This window comes from Phyllobacterium sp., from assembly GCF_037994425.1.
Classification (GTDB): Bacteria; Pseudomonadota; Alphaproteobacteria; order Rhizobiales; family Rhizobiaceae; genus Phyllobacterium.
The window spans coordinates 21,030-39,226 of the sequence record NZ_JBBNAM010000220.1; the positions used below are offsets into that span (position 1 = coordinate 21,030).

Annotated in this window: 15 protein-coding genes and 1 pseudogene; 14 read left to right on the forward strand and 2 right to left on the reverse strand. The window is 58.5% G+C overall.

Annotated elements, in window-relative coordinates; all coding sequences use genetic code 11:
• Positions 1–7: 7 nt before the first annotated feature.
• The 6 genes from rhaS (at position 8) to AAAB35_RS15510 (ending at position 6,273) form a co-directional block, all read left to right on the forward strand.
• Positions 8–1,006, forward strand: coding sequence for a rhamnose ABC transporter substrate-binding protein (rhaS, locus tag AAAB35_RS15485; RefSeq protein WP_340669184.1), 999 nt, complete (start codon positions 8–10; stop codon positions 1,004–1,006).
• 63 nt (positions 1,007–1,069) lie between these two features.
• On the forward strand, positions 1,070–2,590 hold the full coding sequence (locus AAAB35_RS15490) for a sugar ABC transporter ATP-binding protein (protein ID WP_340669185.1): 1,521 nt from the start codon (positions 1,070–1,072) through the stop codon (positions 2,588–2,590).
• A 5-nt stretch (positions 2,591–2,595) separates the two neighbouring features.
• On the forward strand, positions 2,596–3,591 hold the full coding sequence (locus tag AAAB35_RS15495) for an ABC transporter permease (protein WP_340669197.1): 996 nt from the start codon (positions 2,596–2,598) through the stop codon (positions 3,589–3,591).
• Complete coding sequence (locus AAAB35_RS15500) at positions 3,588–4,589, forward strand: ABC transporter permease (protein WP_340669186.1); 1,002 nt, start codon at positions 3,588–3,590, stop codon at positions 4,587–4,589. The genes AAAB35_RS15495 and AAAB35_RS15500 overlap by 4 nt, the downstream gene beginning before the upstream one ends.
• Positions 4,586–4,909, forward strand: coding sequence for an L-rhamnose mutarotase (gene rhaM / locus AAAB35_RS15505; RefSeq protein WP_340669187.1), 324 nt, complete (start codon positions 4,586–4,588; stop codon positions 4,907–4,909). Before AAAB35_RS15500 ends, rhaM begins: the two co-directional genes overlap by 4 nt.
• Positions 4,906–6,273: an FGGY-family carbohydrate kinase gene (locus AAAB35_RS15510; RefSeq protein ID WP_340669188.1), complete on the forward strand. Its 1,368-nt coding sequence runs from the start codon at positions 4,906–4,908 to the stop codon at positions 6,271–6,273. Before rhaM ends, AAAB35_RS15510 begins: the two co-directional genes overlap by 4 nt.
• A 48-nt stretch (positions 6,274–6,321) precedes the next feature.
• On the opposite strand, the gene AAAB35_RS15515 is transcribed toward AAAB35_RS15510, so the two are convergent.
• A complete protein-coding gene (locus tag AAAB35_RS15515; RefSeq protein WP_340669189.1) occupies positions 6,322–7,650 on the reverse strand; it encodes a dicarboxylate/amino acid:cation symporter in 1,329 nt (442 codons plus the stop codon).
• A 246-nt stretch (positions 7,651–7,896) separates the two neighbouring features.
• On the opposite strand from AAAB35_RS15515, the gene AAAB35_RS15520 reads away from it, so the two are divergent.
• Positions 7,897–9,747, forward strand: a complete 1,851-nt coding sequence (locus tag AAAB35_RS15520; RefSeq protein ID WP_340669190.1) for an ATP-binding protein — start codon at positions 7,897–7,899, stop codon at positions 9,745–9,747.
• The gene (locus tag AAAB35_RS15525; protein WP_340669198.1) at positions 9,747–11,102 is read left to right on the forward strand and encodes a sigma-54 dependent transcriptional regulator; all 1,356 of its coding nucleotides are present in this window, start codon (positions 9,747–9,749) and stop codon (positions 11,100–11,102) included. The genes AAAB35_RS15520 and AAAB35_RS15525 overlap by 1 nt, the downstream gene beginning before the upstream one ends.
• Here AAAB35_RS15525 and AAAB35_RS15530 read toward each other — a convergent pair.
• Positions 11,099–12,229: a LacI family DNA-binding transcriptional regulator gene (locus tag AAAB35_RS15530; protein WP_340669191.1), complete on the reverse strand. Its 1,131-nt coding sequence runs from the start codon at positions 12,227–12,229 to the stop codon at positions 11,099–11,101. The genes AAAB35_RS15525 and AAAB35_RS15530 overlap by 4 nt on opposite strands.
• Positions 12,230–12,457: 228 nt before the next feature.
• On the opposite strand from AAAB35_RS15530, the gene AAAB35_RS15535 reads away from it, so the two are divergent.
• The 6 genes and pseudogenes from AAAB35_RS15535 to AAAB35_RS15560 form a co-directional block, all read left to right on the forward strand.
• Positions 12,458–13,381: an ABC transporter substrate-binding protein gene (locus tag AAAB35_RS15535; protein ID WP_340669199.1), complete on the forward strand. Its 924-nt coding sequence runs from the start codon at positions 12,458–12,460 to the stop codon at positions 13,379–13,381.
• A gap of 102 nt (positions 13,382–13,483) precedes the next feature.
• Positions 13,484–15,022 carry a sugar ABC transporter ATP-binding protein gene (locus tag AAAB35_RS15540; RefSeq protein ID WP_340669192.1) on the forward strand — a complete coding sequence of 513 codons (1,539 nt, stop codon included), beginning with the start codon at positions 13,484–13,486 and terminating at the stop codon, positions 15,020–15,022.
• A gap of 44 nt (positions 15,023–15,066) precedes the next feature.
• Positions 15,067–16,014, forward strand: a complete 948-nt coding sequence (locus AAAB35_RS15545) for an ABC transporter permease (protein WP_340669200.1) — start codon at positions 15,067–15,069, stop codon at positions 16,012–16,014.
• Positions 16,011–16,988, forward strand: coding sequence for an ABC transporter permease (locus AAAB35_RS15550; RefSeq protein ID WP_340669193.1), 978 nt, complete (start codon positions 16,011–16,013; stop codon positions 16,986–16,988). Before AAAB35_RS15545 ends, AAAB35_RS15550 begins: the two co-directional genes overlap by 4 nt.
• A 1-nt stretch (position 16,989) precedes the next feature.
• Positions 16,990–18,009 carry an aldose epimerase family protein gene (locus AAAB35_RS15555; RefSeq protein WP_340669194.1) on the forward strand — a complete coding sequence of 340 codons (1,020 nt, stop codon included), beginning with the start codon at positions 16,990–16,992 and terminating at the stop codon, positions 18,007–18,009.
• Between the two features lie 52 nt (positions 18,010–18,061).
• Positions 18,062–18,197, forward strand: a pseudogene (locus AAAB35_RS15560) (homoserine dehydrogenase); the annotation flags it as partial.

Below are 18,197 nucleotides of genomic sequence, written 5' to 3' on the forward strand. Positions count from 1 at the left end.
ACAGACAATGAAACTATTGAAGAAACTCATACTGGGATCGGCATTCGCCGTCGCCATGCTCGCATCACAGGCCCAAGCTGCCGACACGGTCAAGATCGGCCTCGTCGTCAAGTCGCTCGGCAACGGCTTCTTTGAAGCCGCCAATAAGGGGGCGCAGGAAGCGGCGAAGGAACTTGGCGGCGTCGAAGTCATCTATACCGGGCCGACATCAACGACAGCCGAAGGCCAGATCGAGGTGATCAATGCCTTGATCGCGCAGAACGTCAACGCCATCGCTGTTTCCGCCAACGATCCCGATGCGCTCGTGCCGGCGCTGAAGAAGGCCATGGCCCGCGGTATCAAGGTGATCTCATGGGACTCCGCCGTCGCCAAGGATGGCCGCATCATGCATCTCAACCCGTCGTCCAATGAACTGATCGGCAAGATGTGCCTGCAGCTTGCTGCCAACCATCTGAAGGACGGCAAGGGTGATTTCGCCATCCTTTCGGCAACGACCACCTCGACCAACCAGAACACCTGGATTGCCGAGATGAAGAAGCAACTGCCCAACTTCCCGGGTTTGAACCTCGTCACCACCGTTTATGGCGATGACCTTTCCGACAAAAGCTACCGCGAAGCGCAAGGCATTTTGACCTCGCAGCCAAACGTGAAGGTCATTGTCGCGCCGACAACAGTCGGTGTCCTTGCTGCCTCGCAGGCCGTCGCTGACGCTAAGAAGATTGGTGATGTTTACGTTACCGGCCTTGGACTGCCTTCGGAAATGGCCGGTGCGATCAAATCCGGCGTCACCAAGGAGTTCGCGATCTGGAACCCGATTGACCTCGGTTATTCGTCCACGCAGATCGCCTATCGCCTGGTCAAGGGCGAGACGGATGGCGCACCGGGTAGCGAAATCGAAGCCGGCCGCATGGGCAAGATCAAGGTTGGCGACAATGGCGAAGCGGCGATGGCCGACCCGTTCGTCTACGACGCGACGAACATCGACCAGTTCTCCAAGATCTTCTGATTGAGAAAATACTGACCGCCCGGGAGCACCCTGCCGGGCATTCCTTCATCTTCGGAACGATCGATGAACCAGATTGCCATTTCAGAAACACATCTGGAGACGCCGCTTCTCGAAATGCGCGGCATTTCGAAGTCGTTCCCCGGCGTCAGGGCACTCAACGACGTCAATATCGCCCTCTATCCGGGCAAGGTGACGGCGCTGATTGGCGAGAATGGTGCGGGCAAGTCGACGCTGGTGAAAATTCTGACAGGGATCTACCAGTGCGATGAAGGCGAGATCCGCGTCGACGGCAATGCCGTCCGCTTCACCAATGCGCAGGACGCAATCGATTTCGGCGTCACGGCAATCCATCAGGAAACGGTGCTCTTCGACGAGTTGTCGGTAGCGGAAAACATCTTCCTCGGTCATGCGCCGAAGACGAAGCTCGGTTTCGTGAACTGGAAAGCCGTCAATGCGCGGGCCCTCGCCCTCCTGCATTCACTTGAAAGCAACATCGATCCGCGCACACGCCTCAAGAACCTTTCGATTGCGCAGCGCCACCTCGTGGCGATCGCACGCGCGCTTTCCGTCGAAGCACGCATCGTCATCATGGACGAGCCGACGGCGGCCCTTTCTCGCAAGGAGGTCGACGACCTCTTTCAGATCGTCGGGCGGCTGAAGCGACAGGGCAAGGCTATCCTTTTCATCAGCCATAAGTTCGATGAAGTTTACGAGATCGCCGATAATTACGCGGTGTTCCGCGACGGAAAAGCCGTCGGCAGCGGTGTGCTCGCTGGAACCGGCCAGGACGAGATCGTGCGGCTTATGGTTGGGCGATCCATCGAGCACGCCTTCCCCAAAGTGGAAATTCCGCTGGGCGAAGCCGTACTCTCTGTTGAAAATTACACGCATCCCACGGAATTTCGCGACATCACGTTCTCCCTGAGGAAAGGCGAGATTTTCGGCGTCTATGGCCTTGTCGGAGCCGGCCGATCCGAAGTCTGCCAATCGCTATTCGGCGTCACCAAACCCTCGGCTGGCACGCTGCGTCTTCACGGCGAGGAAATTGTCATCCGTTCGCCAAGCGAGGCGATCAGGGCGGGTATCGTCTATGTACCAGAAGAGCGTGGCCGCCACGGCGCGGTTCTTGAACTGCCTATCTACCAGAATATTTCGCTCCCTTCCCTGACCCGCACATCGCGCTCCGGGTTTCTGCGCGCGGCGGAAGAGTTTGCGCTTGCCCGGAAATACGCCGAGCGCTTTGACTTGCGCGCCGCCGCACTTTCGGTTCCTGTCGGAACGCTTTCCGGCGGCAACCAGCAGAAGGTCGTCATCGGTAAATGGCTCGCCACGCAGCCCAAGATCCTGATCCTCGATGAGCCGACCAAAGGTATCGATATCGGGTCGAAGGCTGCGGTGCATGCCTTCATCAGCGAACTTGCCGCTGAGGGCCTCAGTATCATCATGGTCTCGTCGGAACTGCCGGAGATCCTTGGCATGTCCGACCGGGTCCTCGTGATGCGCGAGGGGCTTTCGGCGGGCATTTACGACCGCAACCACCTCTCCGCCGAAACGCTGGTTCGTGCTGCAACCGGGAATGCGTGAGTATGATAAGACAACTGTTCAAATATCGCGAAATGCTGCTGGTGGTAATCATTGCCGTTCTCCTCGCGGCCTTTTCGACGCGTTCGCCCGGATTTGCGCGGCCCGCCAACCTCGCCAATATCTTCAACGACACCTCGATCCTGATCATTCTCGCGCTTGGCCAGATGACGGTGATACTAACGAAATCGATCGACCTTTCCGTCGCTGCCAACGTCGCGTTTACGGGCATGGCGGTCGGTATGCTGAACGCTGCTCATCCCGACTTGCCGCTTGCCGCAATCGCACTTGTAGCGCTTGGCATTGGGGCCGTTCTCGGCGCAATCAACGGCCTGTTCGTCTGGAAGCTCGGCATCCCCTCAATCGTCGTTACGCTCGGTACGCTCACGATTTATCGCGGCATGGCGTTCGTTCTTTCGGGCGGCGCCTGGGTCAATGCACACCAGATGACCGAAGCCTTCCTCCAGACGCCGCGGCAAGTCTTTCTCGGCTTGCCGCTTCTCGGCTGGACCGCGATCATCATCGTTGCGATCATGTATCTCATCATGTCGCGAACGTTTCTTGGCCGTGCCATCTATGCTTCGGGCGGGAACCCCACCGCAGCGATATATGCAGGCATCGATGTCGGGCGAACGCGTTTTAATGCCTTCGTCATCTCAGGCACTCTCGCGGGATTATGCGCCTATCTTTGGGTATCGCGCTATGCGGTTGCCTATGTCGATATTGCTGCCGGATTCGAACTTGATACAGTGGCGGCCTGTGTCATCGGGGGTATCTCGACCCTCGGCGGTATCGGCACTGTCGCGGGCGCGGTGCTGGGGGCCTTGTTTCTCGGCGTGATCAAGAACGCGTTGCCGGTCATTGATATATCGCCCTTCGCGCAGATGGCGATCTCGGGATCCGTCATCATTGCCGCGGTTATCTTCAACGCCCGCCAGGAGCGACGCCGCGGCCGCATCATCCTGCGCGACCGTGGCGCATCAGAAGAGATAGAGGTTGCATGAGCGCAGTGTCTGAAAAACGGCGGATCCCCGATCGCCTCGGGACATCGACGACCCGTCTCTTCGCAAGCTGGGAAGCGCTACTTTTTATGGTCGCGGTGTTGATTTTCATCGCTAACGCCTTTGCCTCACCCTATTTCCTCAACGCGTGGAACCTTTCCGACGCGACGTTCAACTTTACCGAAAAAGCCATGGTTGCCTTCGCCATGGCGCTTCTTATCATCTCGGGCGAAATCGACCTCTCGGTGGCGGCGATCATTGCACTTGCCTCGACAGCCATGGGCGCCGCTGCCCAGGTCGGCGTCGGCACGCCCGGCCTAGTTCTGATCGGCATTGGCGTTGGCCTTGGTTGTGGCGTCATCAACGGCATCCTTGTCGCAGGACTGCGGTTGCCATCCATCGTCGTTACGATCGGCACAATGAGTCTCTTCCGCGGCATCGCCTATATCGTACTTGGTGACCAGGCCTATGGCGGCTATCCCGCCCCGTTCGCCTATTTCGGACAGGGCTATGTGTTCTGGGTGATTTCGTTCGAGTTCCTTCTATTTGTCGTGCTCGCCGCGATTTTCGCCGTGCTCCTACACGCCACAAATTTCGGCCGCCGGATCTATGCCATCGGCAACAATGAGTTCGCAGCCCGCTTTTCCGGCATCCATGTCGAGCGCATCAAATTCACGCTGTTCCTGCTGACGGGCCTCATGGCGGGTGTAGCCTCCGTATGCCTGACGTCGCGCCTCGGCTCGACACGTCCATCGATAGCGCAAGGCTGGGAACTCGAAATCGTAACCATGGTCGTTCTCGGCGGCGTTTCCATCCTCGGCGGCTCGGGCACGATCGGCGGTGTCGTTATCGCCGCCTTCGTCATGGGTCTGGTGACGTTCGGGCTCGGTCTCCTCAACGTTCCGGGCATAGTCATGTCGATCTTCATTGGACTGCTGCTCATCACCACAATCACCCTGCCGATCATCTTCCGGCGGTTTGGAGGCAGGAAACCAGCATGAGCGCTGTCGAGAAATATGCATTCAAGATGACGCTCAATCCCGGCATGGAAGCCGAGTATCGAAGGCGGCACGATGCGATCTGGCCTGAACTCGTTAGTCTTCTGCATGATGCCGGCGTCGGCGACTATTCAATTCATCTCGACCGGGAGACCAACACGCTCTTTGGCGTTTTAACGCGTCGGCAGGATCACCATATGCAAAATCTGCCCGACCATCCCGTGATGAAAAAATGGTGGACGCATATGGCTGATATCATGGCGACGAATCCGGATAATTCGCCCGTGCAGAGCGACCTTGTCTGCCTGTTCCATATGCCATGACCTCTCGCCATAACATTGCCGTTCTCGATATCGGTAAAACCAATGCAAAGGTCGTCATTGTCGATGCGGCGACGGGGACAGAAATTGCCTCGCGCAGCGTTGCCAATAGTGTCGTAATGCAAGGCCCCTACCCGCACTACGACATAGAGATGTTATGGAATTTCATTGTCGGCTCGCTGAAAGAGCTGACCAAGGAGCCGGGCATCGATGCGATTTCCGTGACCGCTCACGGCGCGGCCGCCGCGCTTCTTGGCGAGGATGCGCTCGCGATGCCGGTGATTGACTACGAACATGCCTATCCCGAAACCGTTGGTGCCGCCTACAACAAAATACGCCCGCCTTTCGCCGAGACGCGATCGCCGCTCCTGTCCGGTGGGCTCAATGTTGGCGCGCAGATCCACTTCCAGAAAACGCAGTTTCCGGAAGCATTCGCAAAGGTCCGCACGATCCTCACCTATGCGCAATATTGGGTCTGGCGCCTGACGGGAATTGCCGCCAACGAGGTCACGTCGCTCGGCTGCCATACGGACCTTTGGGATCCGCAGAGGCAAGTCTATTCGAGCCTCGTAGACGCGTTGCAAATCCGCGATCGCATGGCGCCCATCCGTTCGGCCTTCGAACGAGTCGGCGATCTGTCGCCAGCGGTTTCTGACCAGATCGGTGTCGATAGAATCCTGCCCGTTTATTGTGGCATTCACGATTCCAATGCCTCTCTGCTTCCGCATCTTATGACCCGCAAATCGCCCTTCGCGGTGGTATCGACCGGCACATGGGTGGTGTCATTTGCCGTCGGCGGCCGTTTGGATCGGCTCGATCCGGCCCGCGATACGCTTGCCAATGTCGATGCCTATGGCAATGCGGTGCCGTCCGCGCGCTTCATGGGTGGACGCGAGTTCGACATTTTGACGAATGGCGACAAGCATCCGCCAGATGGCGATATGGTGCGGGAGGTCGTTGAAGCAAAGCTCATGCTCTTGCCGAGCGTGGTTCGCGGCTCTGGCCCCTTCCCGCAGCGCCAAGGAGATTGGCCGAACGGCGAGCCCTCGGATCCATTGGCGCGCAATGTCGTCGCCTCGCTTTATGCGGCCTTGATGACGCAAACCTGCCTCGACCTGATCGGCGCTTCGGGGGCAACAATCGTGGAAGGTCCGTTCTCCCGTAATTGTGTCTACCTTTCGGCGCTGAGATCGCTGACGGATCGCGAAGTCGTTGCGCTTCCTGGTTCGACCGGTACGAGCCTTGGGGCTGCGCTCCTTGCCGGTGCTACATGTAATGTCTCGCACTCGAGCGTCGTTGTGGAGCCACTCGATAGCGCATTTTTGGCCTATGCCGCCGATTGGCGCGAGAGATTGGCGAACAAGTGAAAGGCGGGCCGTTTAAGCCCGCCTCCCTCAAATGCATTGTAGGGTTCGCTATTCTGCAGGGACTAACGCTTCATCTTCGGTTAATCCGCCGTTGAGTGCCTGTGCAAACTTGTTTGTATCAAGCTCACCTTCCCACCGGGCGACCACGACCGTTGCAACCGCGTTGCCGACGAGATTGGTGAGGGCGCGACACTCCGACATGAAGCGGTCGATGCCGAGGATCAATGCCATGCCGGCAACCGGGACGGCGGGGACGACAGACAATGTGGCTGCAAGCGTGATGAAACCCGCACCGGTGATGCCGGCGGCACCCTTTGAGCTGAGCATGGCGACGAGGAGAAGCAGCACTTGATCGGTGAGCGTCAACGGCGTGTTGGTTGCCTGGGCGATAAACAGGGCTGCCAACGTCATGTAGATGTTGGTGCCATCGAGGTTGAAGGAATAGCCGGTCGGAATGACGAGGCCAACAACCGATTTCTTGCAACCTGCCTTCTCCATCTTGGCCATCAGAGTTGGCAACGCCGCCTCCGAGGAACTGGTGCCAAGGACGAGCAGCAGTTCCTCCTTGATGTAGCGGATCAGCGCCAGGATCGAGAAGCCGTTGTACCACGCAACCGCACCAAGGACGATGAACACGAAGAGCAGCGAGGTCAGATAGAACGTGCCGATCAGCATGATCAGATTGGCGACCGAACCAATGCCGTATTTGCCGATAGTGAATGCCATCGCCCCAAAGGCGCCGATGGGAGCGGCCTTCATCAGGATCGCGACGAGCTTGAAGATCGGGGCGGCAAGCGCTTGCAGGAAATTGGTGACCGGCTCTGCTTTTTCGCCGACCATTGCCAGTGAAAGTCCGAAGAGGACCGAGAAGAATAGAACCTGCAGGATGTCTCCGGACGCAAAGGCCCCAACAATCGTGGTCGGGATGATGTTCGTCAGGAACCCGACGACGCTCTGTTCATGCGCCTGCTGGGTATAGGTCGCGACGGCCTTGGCATCGAGCGTTGCCGGATCGATATTCATACCGGCGCCGGGCTGTACGAGATTGGCGACGATGAGCCCGACGATAAGCGCTAAGGTTGAAAACGTCAGGAAGTAGATCATGGCCTTCCCGGCGACGCGGCCAACCTTCTTGAGGTCGCTCATCCCGGCGATGCCGGTAGAAACAGTAAGGAAAATGACGGGAGCGATGATCATCTTTACCAGTTTGATAAAGGCATCGCCGAGCGGCTTCATGCTGGTGCCGATCTCGGGATAGAAATGACCAAGCAAAATGCCGATGGTTATGGCAACAATGACCTGGAAATAGAGATGGGCGTAGATTGGCGTTTTGCCCCGCACTGGTTGCGGCGCTGCGTTGATCGTCACAGGACTCATGACTTCCTCCATGGTATGAGCCGCGTCTGGCAGAATCGCCTGTCAGCCTCCCGAGGCTCGTTTGGGGGCCGGAACCGTCCATGCCCTCGGGGATTTGCTTGCAAGCGCCGTGCCAGTTTGCATTGAATCTGTAAGTTATTGAAAACGCGTATATTTAATTTCACCGGCGAAGAATGGACAGCGCCGTCGTGCGGATATCCGCACGAGAAACTTGTCCTTTGTGCGGATTTATGCACAAATGCAATAATGAGAAATGCCTCTGAAATCGGTTTTGCCGATGCCTATCGCAAGGTGAACCACACGGCGAAATATATCTACGCCGCGTTGGCTGCGGTCCTGATCGGCGCATGCCTATTTGCCGCTGAACACTATGGCCGGGCCCGCGCCTACGACTCCTTGCGTGGACGTGCACAAGGAAACGCAGAACTCAACGCCGTTCTCCTCCGGACCGTGCTCGAAAAGCAGCGCTCCCTGCCCTTCGTCCTCGCGCAGGACCGCGATGTTCTCAGCGCGCTCGCATCGGGCAGCGAAAGCATGTTCAAGCTGATCAACGGTAAGCTCGAAAGCCTCATTCCGGGGACGCGGGCTGCAGTCATCTATCTTCTCAATGCCAAGGGCATGGCGGTTGCCGCCAGCAATTGGCGCGAACCAACGAGCTTCGTCGGCATCGATTATAGTTTCCGGCCCTACTACACGCGGGCGGTGGAGACGGGAAGCGCCGAACACTACGCCCTCGGCACGATAAGCAAGCGCCCGGGGCTCTATATCTCCAAGCGGATCGACGGACCATCAGGCCTGCTCGGCGTCATCGTCGTCAAGGTGGAGTTCGATGAATTGGAGACCGATTGGCGCCGCAACAGTGATCCGACCTTCGTTACCGACCAGCGGGGCATTGTTCTCGTCACCAGTTTCCCTGAATGGCGATTCATGACCCAGGGCGTCGTTCCCGCCGACCAGAAAACGCCCATGCGCGAGAGCCTGCAATTCGGCGATGCGCCGCTGGGACCGCTTAATATTAATCCGGCCTTTCCGCGCAGCCAGCCTGATATCGTCGTTGCCCGATTGCCGGGCGCAACGAAAGACGAAGAATTCGTGCGCGTCGAGACGGCAGTACCAACGACAAATTGGACGCTGCAGTTATTGACGCCCTCCACGGCCGCCGTGGCGGAGGCGACGCGAACAGCATTGTCGCTCGCTCTGATCGTGCTGGCGCCACTGGTGGGATTGACGGCTTTTTTCCGGCGCCGACGTGGGCTGGCACTGCGGCGCGCCCGCGAGCAGGACGCGGCCCGGCTCGAGCTTGAGCGAAGGGTGGCCGCGCGTACGGCGGACCTCAGTGCGGCCCACGCCGAACTGGTGATGGAGTCGGAGGAGCGACAAAAGACCGAGGCGAAACTGCAGATTGTCCAGCAGGAACTTGTCCAAGCGAACCGCCTTGCCATCCTCGGACAAGTCACAGCCGGCGTCGCGCACGAGATCAACCAGCCGGTCGCTGCAATCCGTGCCTATGCTGATAATGCGCTAACCTTTCTTGGTCGTACGCAACTCGATTCGGTCAAGGCAAACCTCGCCTCGATTGCCGGGCTCACCGAACGTATTGGCGGCATCACCGACGAATTGCGCACATTCTCGCGCAAAGGCACCGGCGATGCCGGACCAATCGCCGTCTGCGATATTGTTGATGGTGCCCTGCTTCTTCTGGGCAGCCGGTTCCGCCAAACCGTCGGGCAGATAACAACGGAAACGCCTTCGCCGGATATCAAGGTTCATGGCAATCGCATCAGGCTCGAACAGGTGCTCATCAATCTGATGCAGAACGCACTGGAGGCAACGGAAGGTGGTCCGGCAAGCCGCATCAGCTTGCGCTTTGCGGTGACCAGAGAGGAGGTCGCACTTATCGTTTCTGACAACGGTCCAGGTATTCCGCGGTCCATCATGCAGGCGCTGTTTACGCCTTTCAATACGTCGAAGGACCGCGGTCTAGGCCTGGGGCTTGTCATCTGCCATGACATCGTTGCTGAGTACGGCGGTCGCATCGAGGTCGAGAGCAATTCGGGCGGAACGACCTTCACTGTGTATTTGCCGAGGGTTGCATGATGGATTTTGAGCCCGCGATAGCCTTTGTCGATGATGACGACGACTTGAGAAACGCCACGCGGCAGACCCTGGAACTTGCCGGTTTCAACGTCACGCCCTTTACCGATGCGATGAGCGCGCTGCGGTTCCTGACGCCGGATTTCCCTGGCGTCGTCGTCACCGATGTCCGTATGCCACAAATGGATGGGTTCGAGCTCTTTAGACGTTTGCGGGCGGTCGATCCCGACCTCCCGGTGATCCTGATAACTGGCCATGGTGACATCGAAATGGCCGTAGAGGCGATGCACCAGGGCGCCTATGATTTCATTGCCAAGCCCTATGCGGCTGACCGCCTGGTGCAGAGTATAGGACGCGCGGCGGAAAAGCGGCGGCTGGTGATCGAGAACAGGCAGTTGCGGCTGGCGCTCGAATCGTCTGACGAGACATTGCCGCTCATCGGCCAGACGCCGGTTATGCAAAACCTGCGCAAGACGTTGCGCCACGTGGCCAACGCCGATGTCGATGTGCTGATCGCTGGTGAAACCGGCACCGGCAAGGATGTCGCCGCGGGCCTGTTGCACGAATGGAGTCGACGCAAGCACGGAAATTTCGTTGCCCTGAATTGCGGGGCGCTGCCGGATACAGTCATCGAAAGCGAACTCTTCGGCCACGAGGCGGGGGCGTTCACCGGCGCCCAGAAGAAGCGCGTCGGGCGCATCGAATTTGCAAGCGGTGGCACGCTTTTTCTCGACGAAATCGAAAGCATGCCGCTGGCAACACAGGTCAAACTCCTCAGGGTGCTTGAGACACGCGAAGTCACGCCGCTGGGAATGAACGAGCATCGACCCGTCGATTTACGGGTCGTCGCAGCCGCCAAGGTGGACCTGGGCAGCCCTGAGCAGAGACCGAATTTTCGCGAGGACCTGTTCTATCGGTTGAACGTCGTAACGGTCTCGATTCCGCCCTTGCGTGAGCGCAAGGATGATATCCCGCTTTTGTTTACGCACTTCCTGCATCGTGCGGCGGCACGATTTAAATCGGAACCGCCGGAAATGACCGCCGCGCTACGGTCGCGCCTGATGGATCACGACTGGCCAGGCAATGTACGTGAGCTTGCGCACTTTGCTGAACGCATGGCCCTTGGCCTTCAAGATTTGACTGATGCAAAAGTCAGTCAGCCGACCAACCCAATGAGCTTGCCCGAGAACATGGAACTGTATGAGGCCAAACTCATTCGCGAAGCGCTTTCAGCCAATCATGGCGATGTTCGATCGACGATCGAAACGCTCGGCATTCCGCGCAAGACCTTCTATGACAAGTTACAACGTCACGGGATCGATCGGACCGACTATGTCAGAAGCAAATCGGATGCCTAGCGAAACGAGGGCGTTTTTTCCGAACACTCCATCACTGACAGCCGCTCAACCAGCGGACATTCGAGTTTGGTGACGGGATAGCGCTTGCCTGGAGTGCGGGCATAAGTGTCGAGTTGCTCAATTGCCCAGCGCCCCATGGCACGATGCGGCAGCACCGATGTTGTGAGTTGCGGGTGCAAATGCCGGGAAATTTCCTCGTCGTCATAGCCGACCACTGATATGTCCTCCGGGATGCGGATGCCGGCTTCCTTCAGGGCTTCGTAACAGCCAATGGCTGTGCGATCGTTCTGGCAAAATATGGCGGTCGGCGTGTCGTCAAGCTCGAGCAGCTTGCGTGTCGCGGTATAGCCGGCACTCGCAGACCAGTCGCCTTCGATGACAAGGAGCGGATCGAAGGGGATGTCTGCCGTCGCAAGGGCGCGCCTATAGCCTTTGAGCCGGTCCTTGGCCGCCTCCATCCATGGCTCGCCCGTAATAATTCCGATGCGACGATGGCCATGCTGAATGAGGTGCCGGGTCGAATGCTGGCCGCCCGCAATTTCGCTGGGCACCACGGCCGGGTATGCGTGATCGGCGGTATAACAATTCAGAAGGATCACCGGTACGTCGAGTTCATATACGGACGGCGGGAGCACCACCTCGCGCGTAAAGATCGCCATGTAGATGAGTGCCGAAATTCCTTGCTCGCGCAGGGCATGGATGGTGCGCGGTTCCATTTCCGGATCGTTGAGTGTCTGTGCGACCAGTATGATGTTGCCGGCATTCCAGGAGGCCTGGCGCGCGCCCTCGATCGCGACAACGGCTTCGGGACTGGTGGCGAGTTGATCGACGACAAAACCGATCTTGCCTTCGATCCGCGGCATATGCGCATCGCCGGGTTCAAGGTGCGCGAAACTCGGCGCCGCATAGCCAAGCGTGCGTGCGGCCTCGATCACCCGCTCGCGTGTTTCGGCGGCAAGTTTGATACCAGGGGTCTTGTTGAGCACGAAGGAGACAGTTGCCTGCGAACACCCCGCCGCTCGCGCAATATCAGTCATGGTGACGCGCTTGCTCACCCGCTTGCGGCGGGGTGTCACACGAGCAGTTTTTGACTTCTCAGTGGGTTCCTTTTCCACTGTTTCGCTCATTTGCGTTCTCACCCCGTTGGTGCCGGATGCGTCCAAGCCGCCGGAACATTCCACGATATTAGGAGCAGTTCATCCGACTAATCAATATAAATAATTATTGACTAATTTTTATAAGTAGGGATGATCGCGAGGTGGAGAACCACGCGCTAATTTCTGGGAGGAAATTTTTCAATGACTATCACTCGTCGGACTCTGCTTTTCACTTCGACCGTTGGGATTGCTGCCGCCATGGTTGCCGGCAGCGCATTCGCGGAATCACCACCGCTCAAGAAGAAAGACACCTATAAGGTTGGCTTTGCCCAAACGGAGAGCAACAATCCCTGGCGGCTGGCGCAGACGGCCAGCATGCAGGAAGAAGCCAAGAAACGTGGCTGGCAGCTTGTATATACGGACGCGGCGAGTTCCGCCGCCAAACAGGTCGCCGACGTCAACTCGATGATCGCCCAGGGCGTCGACCTTATTTTCCTTGCACCGCGCGAAGAGAAGCCGCTCATCCCAGCGATCAAAGCTGCTAAAAGCGCCGGCATCCCGGTCATTCTGCTGGATCGTAATGTCGATGCTTCGCTCGCAAAGCCTGGCGAGGATTATGTTACGTTCATCGGTTCCAACTTCATCGAGGAAGGACAGCGGGTCGCAGATTGGCTTGTAAAGAATGCCAATGGCAAGACCACGATCATTGAGCTTGAAGGCACGACGGGCTCCTCGCCGGCCAATGACCGGAAGAAGGGCTTCGACGACGTCATCGCCAAAAATCCAGACTTCAAGATCGTTGCATCGCAGACCGGCGATTTTGCCCGCGACAAGGGCCGGCAGGTCGCAGAGACGCTGCTTCAAGCCCATCCCGACGCCAATGTCGTCTATGCCCACAATGACGAAATGGCGATTGGGGCCATCTCGGCCATCGAGGCGGCCGGTAAGGTGCCGGGCAAGGACATCCTCGTCTTGTCGATCGACGGGGGCAAGGAAGCCGTGCAGGCCGTCGTCGATGGCAAGATCGCTGCGGTCGTCGAATGCAATCCGCGGTTTGGCCCGAAGGCGTTCGATACGGCCCTTGCCTATGCCAACGGGGAAAAGATCCCCGGCAAGCTCATCAATCCGGATCAATTCTACGATGCAAGCAACGCGAAAGAGCTGCTGAGCACCGCCTATTGATTTTATCAACATGCCAGCGCTCAATGAGGGCGCTGGCCCTTCCTTCGGCGCATCCCCTCGGCAGCGTCGAAACTTTCGATGTTTTGCAGAGATGGCTTTGTAATGGACACCGATACACTTCTATCGATGACGGGGATCGACAAGCGGTTTGCCGGTATTTCTGCCTTGTCGGGCGCTTCGTTCGAGGTGGGACGCGGCGAAGTCCACGCATTGATCGGCCAGAACGGTGCCGGAAAATCCACCCTGATCAAGGTATTGACCGGTTATCATCGCCGCGATGCTGGCGAAGTCATTTTCGACAGCCAACCGTTCGAGGTGTTTTCGCCGCATCAGGCCCAGGCGAGTGGGATCAGCACCATCTACCAGGAAATCAATCTCGTTCCCTACCGGTCCGTCACTGAAAACATCTGTCTTGGACGGGAAGCGCGGCGTTTCGGTTTTCTTGACTGGAAGCGCATGCACCAGGAAGCGGAAGCATTGCTGCAGCGCTTCAACGTGCGGATCGATGTGCGCCGCCCTTTGATGGAATTCAACACCGCCACCCAGCAAATGGTCGCTATCGCCCGTGCGATCGGGTTCGCGGCCAAACTTGTCATCATGGACGAGCCGACCTCTTCGCTCGATGAACGCGAGGTGGGTGTGCTTTTCGACGTCATTCGCCAATTGAAGCAGGAGGGCGTCTCGGTCGTTTTCGTCAGCCACAAGCTCGACGAGCTCTATGAAGTTTGTGATCGCGTCACCATTATGCGAGACGGAAGGACCGTAAAGACGGCAAAAATGAGCGAGATCGACAAGATCGGGCTTGTCTCTTCAATGCTCGGGCGCACGATCGACCGCGCCGAGGGCCACGCGACGGCGTTCAGAGACCGCGATCAGCGGAAGATCGGCGATGTGCTGTTGTCGGCGGAAAATCTCGCGATCAACCAGACCGTCCAGGATGTGTCCTTCGATGTGCGCCAGGGTGAGATCGCAGGGTTTGCCGGCCTCCTTGGCGCGGGACGCACCGAAACGGCCCGTCTCGTATTCGGCATCGACCGGCCTTGTGCGGGTGCAATGCTTCTTGACGGGCAAACGTTCGAACCACGCAGCCCGGCCGATGCCATCGCTGCGGGGATGGGCTTCTGCACCGAGGATCGCAAAAGCGAAGGCATCGTGCCTGAGATGAGCGTTGCCGAAAACATGATGCTGGCGTTGATGCCCAAGCTCAGCAAATCCGGCATCATCGACGAGAAAGCGCAGCGTGATATTGTCGAACGTTTCATCAAACAACTCGGCGTCAAATGCTCGGGACCGGACCAGAAGGTGCGTGAACTCTCGGGTGGAAACCAGCAAAAGGTACTGCTTGGCCGTTGGCTCGCCATGAACCCGCGCCTGTTGATCCTCGACGAGCCGACCCGTGGCATCGACGTCGGCGCAAAGGGTGAAATACAGACATTGATCAAGTCGCTCGCCGATGAGGGGCTTGCGGTGTTGATGATTTCATCCGAGCTCGAGGAGGTGACCGAGGGGGCTGACCGGGTGTTTGTTCTGCGCGAGGGGCTTAGCGTTGCCACGTTTAATCGCGACGAGGCGACGGAGGATGCGGTGATGTCAGCCATGGCGCACGGTAGTGCACCCAGGGTCGCGGAGGCGTTATCATGACCGACACCACCCGCCAACAGGACGTCTCGCGCCCCTTCGTTCCGATGGATTTCATGGCGCGCTACGGCACCTTGATTGCGCTCGTCGCGCTCCTCCTTTTCAACCTTGCCTTCACGCGCAACTTTGCGACGATGCAAACCCTCAACGTCAACCTGACACAGGTCTGCACCATCGTCATCGTCGCGGTGGGCATGACGCTCGTTATTGCTACGGGTGGCATCGACCTTTCCGTTGGATCGCTCATGGCCATCTCCGGCGCGCTGGCGCCGATGATTTTCCTTGGCAAGATTGTTCCGATCGACAATATTGGCCTCGCCGTCGCCGCTGCCATGATCGGTTCGGTCGGCGTTGCCGGGCTCCTTGGCCTTTTCAATGGCTGGCTGATTGCCAAGTTTCGCATCCAGCCCATTGTCGCAACGCTCGTTCTATTTATCGCCGGCCGCGGTATCGCCCAGGTGTTGACCAATGGCAATCTGCAGACATTCCGCGTACCAGAGTTCCAGTTCATCGGCCTTGGCCGTATCTTCGGCATCCCGGTCCAAGTCGTGCTCATGGCTCTCCTGGTCATTGCTGCCGCATGGATATTGAAGCGAACAGTTTTCGGCCGGCAGATCATAGCCATCGGCGGTAATGAGCGAGCGGCGGAACTTGCCGGGATTGCCGTCGCCAGGGTCAAACTTGCAGTCTATGCCATCAGCGGGCTTTGCGCCGGTATTGCCGGGCTCATCGTCATCGCCATCAACTCCGCGAGTGACGCGAATCTGGTGGGCATGGGCATGGAACTCGACGCGATCGCGGCGGTCGCGGTGGGGGGTACGCTGCTCAGCGGTGGCAAGGCGACCATCATCGGCACGTTGCTCGGCGCGATGACGATCCAGCTTGTGCGCTACACGCTGCTCGCCAACGGCGTGCCGGACGCCGCCGCGCTTGTCGTCAAGGCAGGGATTATCGTGCTCGCCGTCTGGATCCAGCAACAAGGCAGGCGTGGATGACGAGACCAAGACTGATATCCATGCTCGGAAGCTACGGCGTTGTTCTGGCGCTGCTGCTGCTCATTCTCTTTGGATGGGCGCGCTACGACTATTTTCTTGGCTTCTTCAATATAACGAGCGTTCTGCGTTACAATGCCATGTTTGCGCTGGTTGCGCTCGGCATGTGCTTTGTCATCATGACGGGAGGCATCGACCTCTCCGTAGGATCGACCGCGGCGCTCGGCAGTGTCGTTGCCGCACTCGCCAGCCCATACGGCGCCTTTGTCGGGCTTGGCGCCGGCGTCGGCGCGGGTTTGTGCGTCGGCCTCATCAATGCCGTCCTCGTGACCCGGCTTAGGATCATGCCTTTCGTTGCCACGCTCGCCATGATGCTTGCGGCGAGCGGCACAGCTTTGCTCATAGCGGACAATCAGTCGGTCTCCGTTTCCTATGAGAGCGGCTTCACCTCGATCGGGCAGGACAATTTCCTGGGCTTTCCCATTCCAGCGTGGATCGCGATCATTGCCTATATCATCGGCTGGATCGTGCTGAACTTTACGGGAACCGGCAGGGGTGTCCTTGCAGTCGGCGGCAATGAGGATGCGACGCGGCTGATGGGCCTCCCCGCCGACCAGATCAAGTTCCTGGTCTACCTCGCCAGTGGTGGACTTGCCGGGCTCGCCGGCGTCATTCTCGCATCGCAGTTCGGCGCAGGACAGCCCATTGAGGGCGTAGGCTGGGAACTCTTCGCCATCGCTGCCGTGGTTGTAGGTGGCACCCTGCTCACGGGGGGCGTTGGGTCGGTCGGCGCCACGCTCGCCGGTGTCCTCCTGCTTGGCATCCTCTTCAATGTCTTGAACTTCGAGAATGGCACGGGCTGGATTTCGCTTTCAGCCTACTGGCAGTCGGTCATCCGCGGGCTCTTCCTGCTCGTCGTCGTCATGCTGCAGGCAAAGCTTTCCTCACGTAGCAGAACCGTCACAGGAGAGCATTGATTTGAGTGCGGTTCATAACCACAAGACATTCGGTGTGTTTGAAGGCGAGACGGTATGGGAGTTTACGATCCGCTCGTCCGCAGGCTCTATCGCCAACATCCTGAACTGGGGCGCGGTTATCCGCGATCTCCAGATTCCCCTGAGCAACGACACGCTCCAGCGCGTCGTCCTCGGCTTTGATGAATTCGCCCCCTACCCTGAGCGCTCGCCCTATTTCGGCGCTCTTGTCGGCCGTTATGCCAACCGGATTTCCAACGGACGTTTCGTTCTCGATGGCAGAACCATTGAACTTGATCGCAACGAGCGAGGCGTCCAGACCCTGCATGGCGGTTGTGGTGGGGTATCACAGCGCGTATGGACCATCGCCGATTATGACGAAAGCTCCGTTGCTCTCGCCCTGCATCTTTCAAATGGCGACCAAGGTTTCCCAGGCAACCTCGATCTTCGCTGCACCTATCGTTTCGAAGGCGACGCAACGTTGCGCGTTGACATCGAAGCCACCACGGATGCACCCACGGTCGCCAATTTCGCCCAGCATAGTTACTTCAATCTTGACGGTTCGAACGATATTCGCGATCACCGCCTGCGTATTCTCGCAGACGCCTATACGCCGGTCGATGCGGGTCTGATCCCGACCGGGGAGATTCTTCCGGTCGAGGGATCTGCATTCGACTTCCGCCTGCCCCGCCGTATCGGAGTAGAGGGATCGACGCTCTACGACCACAATTTTGTTCTTTCCGAGCCATTGAGTGACGAGATGCGATTTGCCGCCTCGCTGGTTGGCAGCAATGGCCTCGCTATGCAGGTCTACACCAGCGAGCCCGGCCTGCAGTTCTATGATGGCGCGATGATCCCTGCTCTTGTCGGGCTTGGCGGCAAGCCATACGCACGGTTTGCCGGCCTATGCCTTGAGGCACAGCATTTTCCGGACAGTCCCAACCAGGCGCATTTTCCGAGTACGGTTCTTTTGCCGGGCCAAACCTATCGTCAGCGCACGGAGTTTCGCTTCCACAATTCCTAGACAATCGCGTCTTCGCGCCCTATTCCGGGTTAACAAACCGGAGGAAAATCAGATGAGCACGAATGTTGCACTGACGGGACTGGCGCGTGACATGCAGGCGCGGGCGGATGCCGGGCGTCCGATCCGGATCGGGCTGATCGGTTCGGGCGAGATGGGCACCGACATCGTCACGCGGGTGGCGCACATGC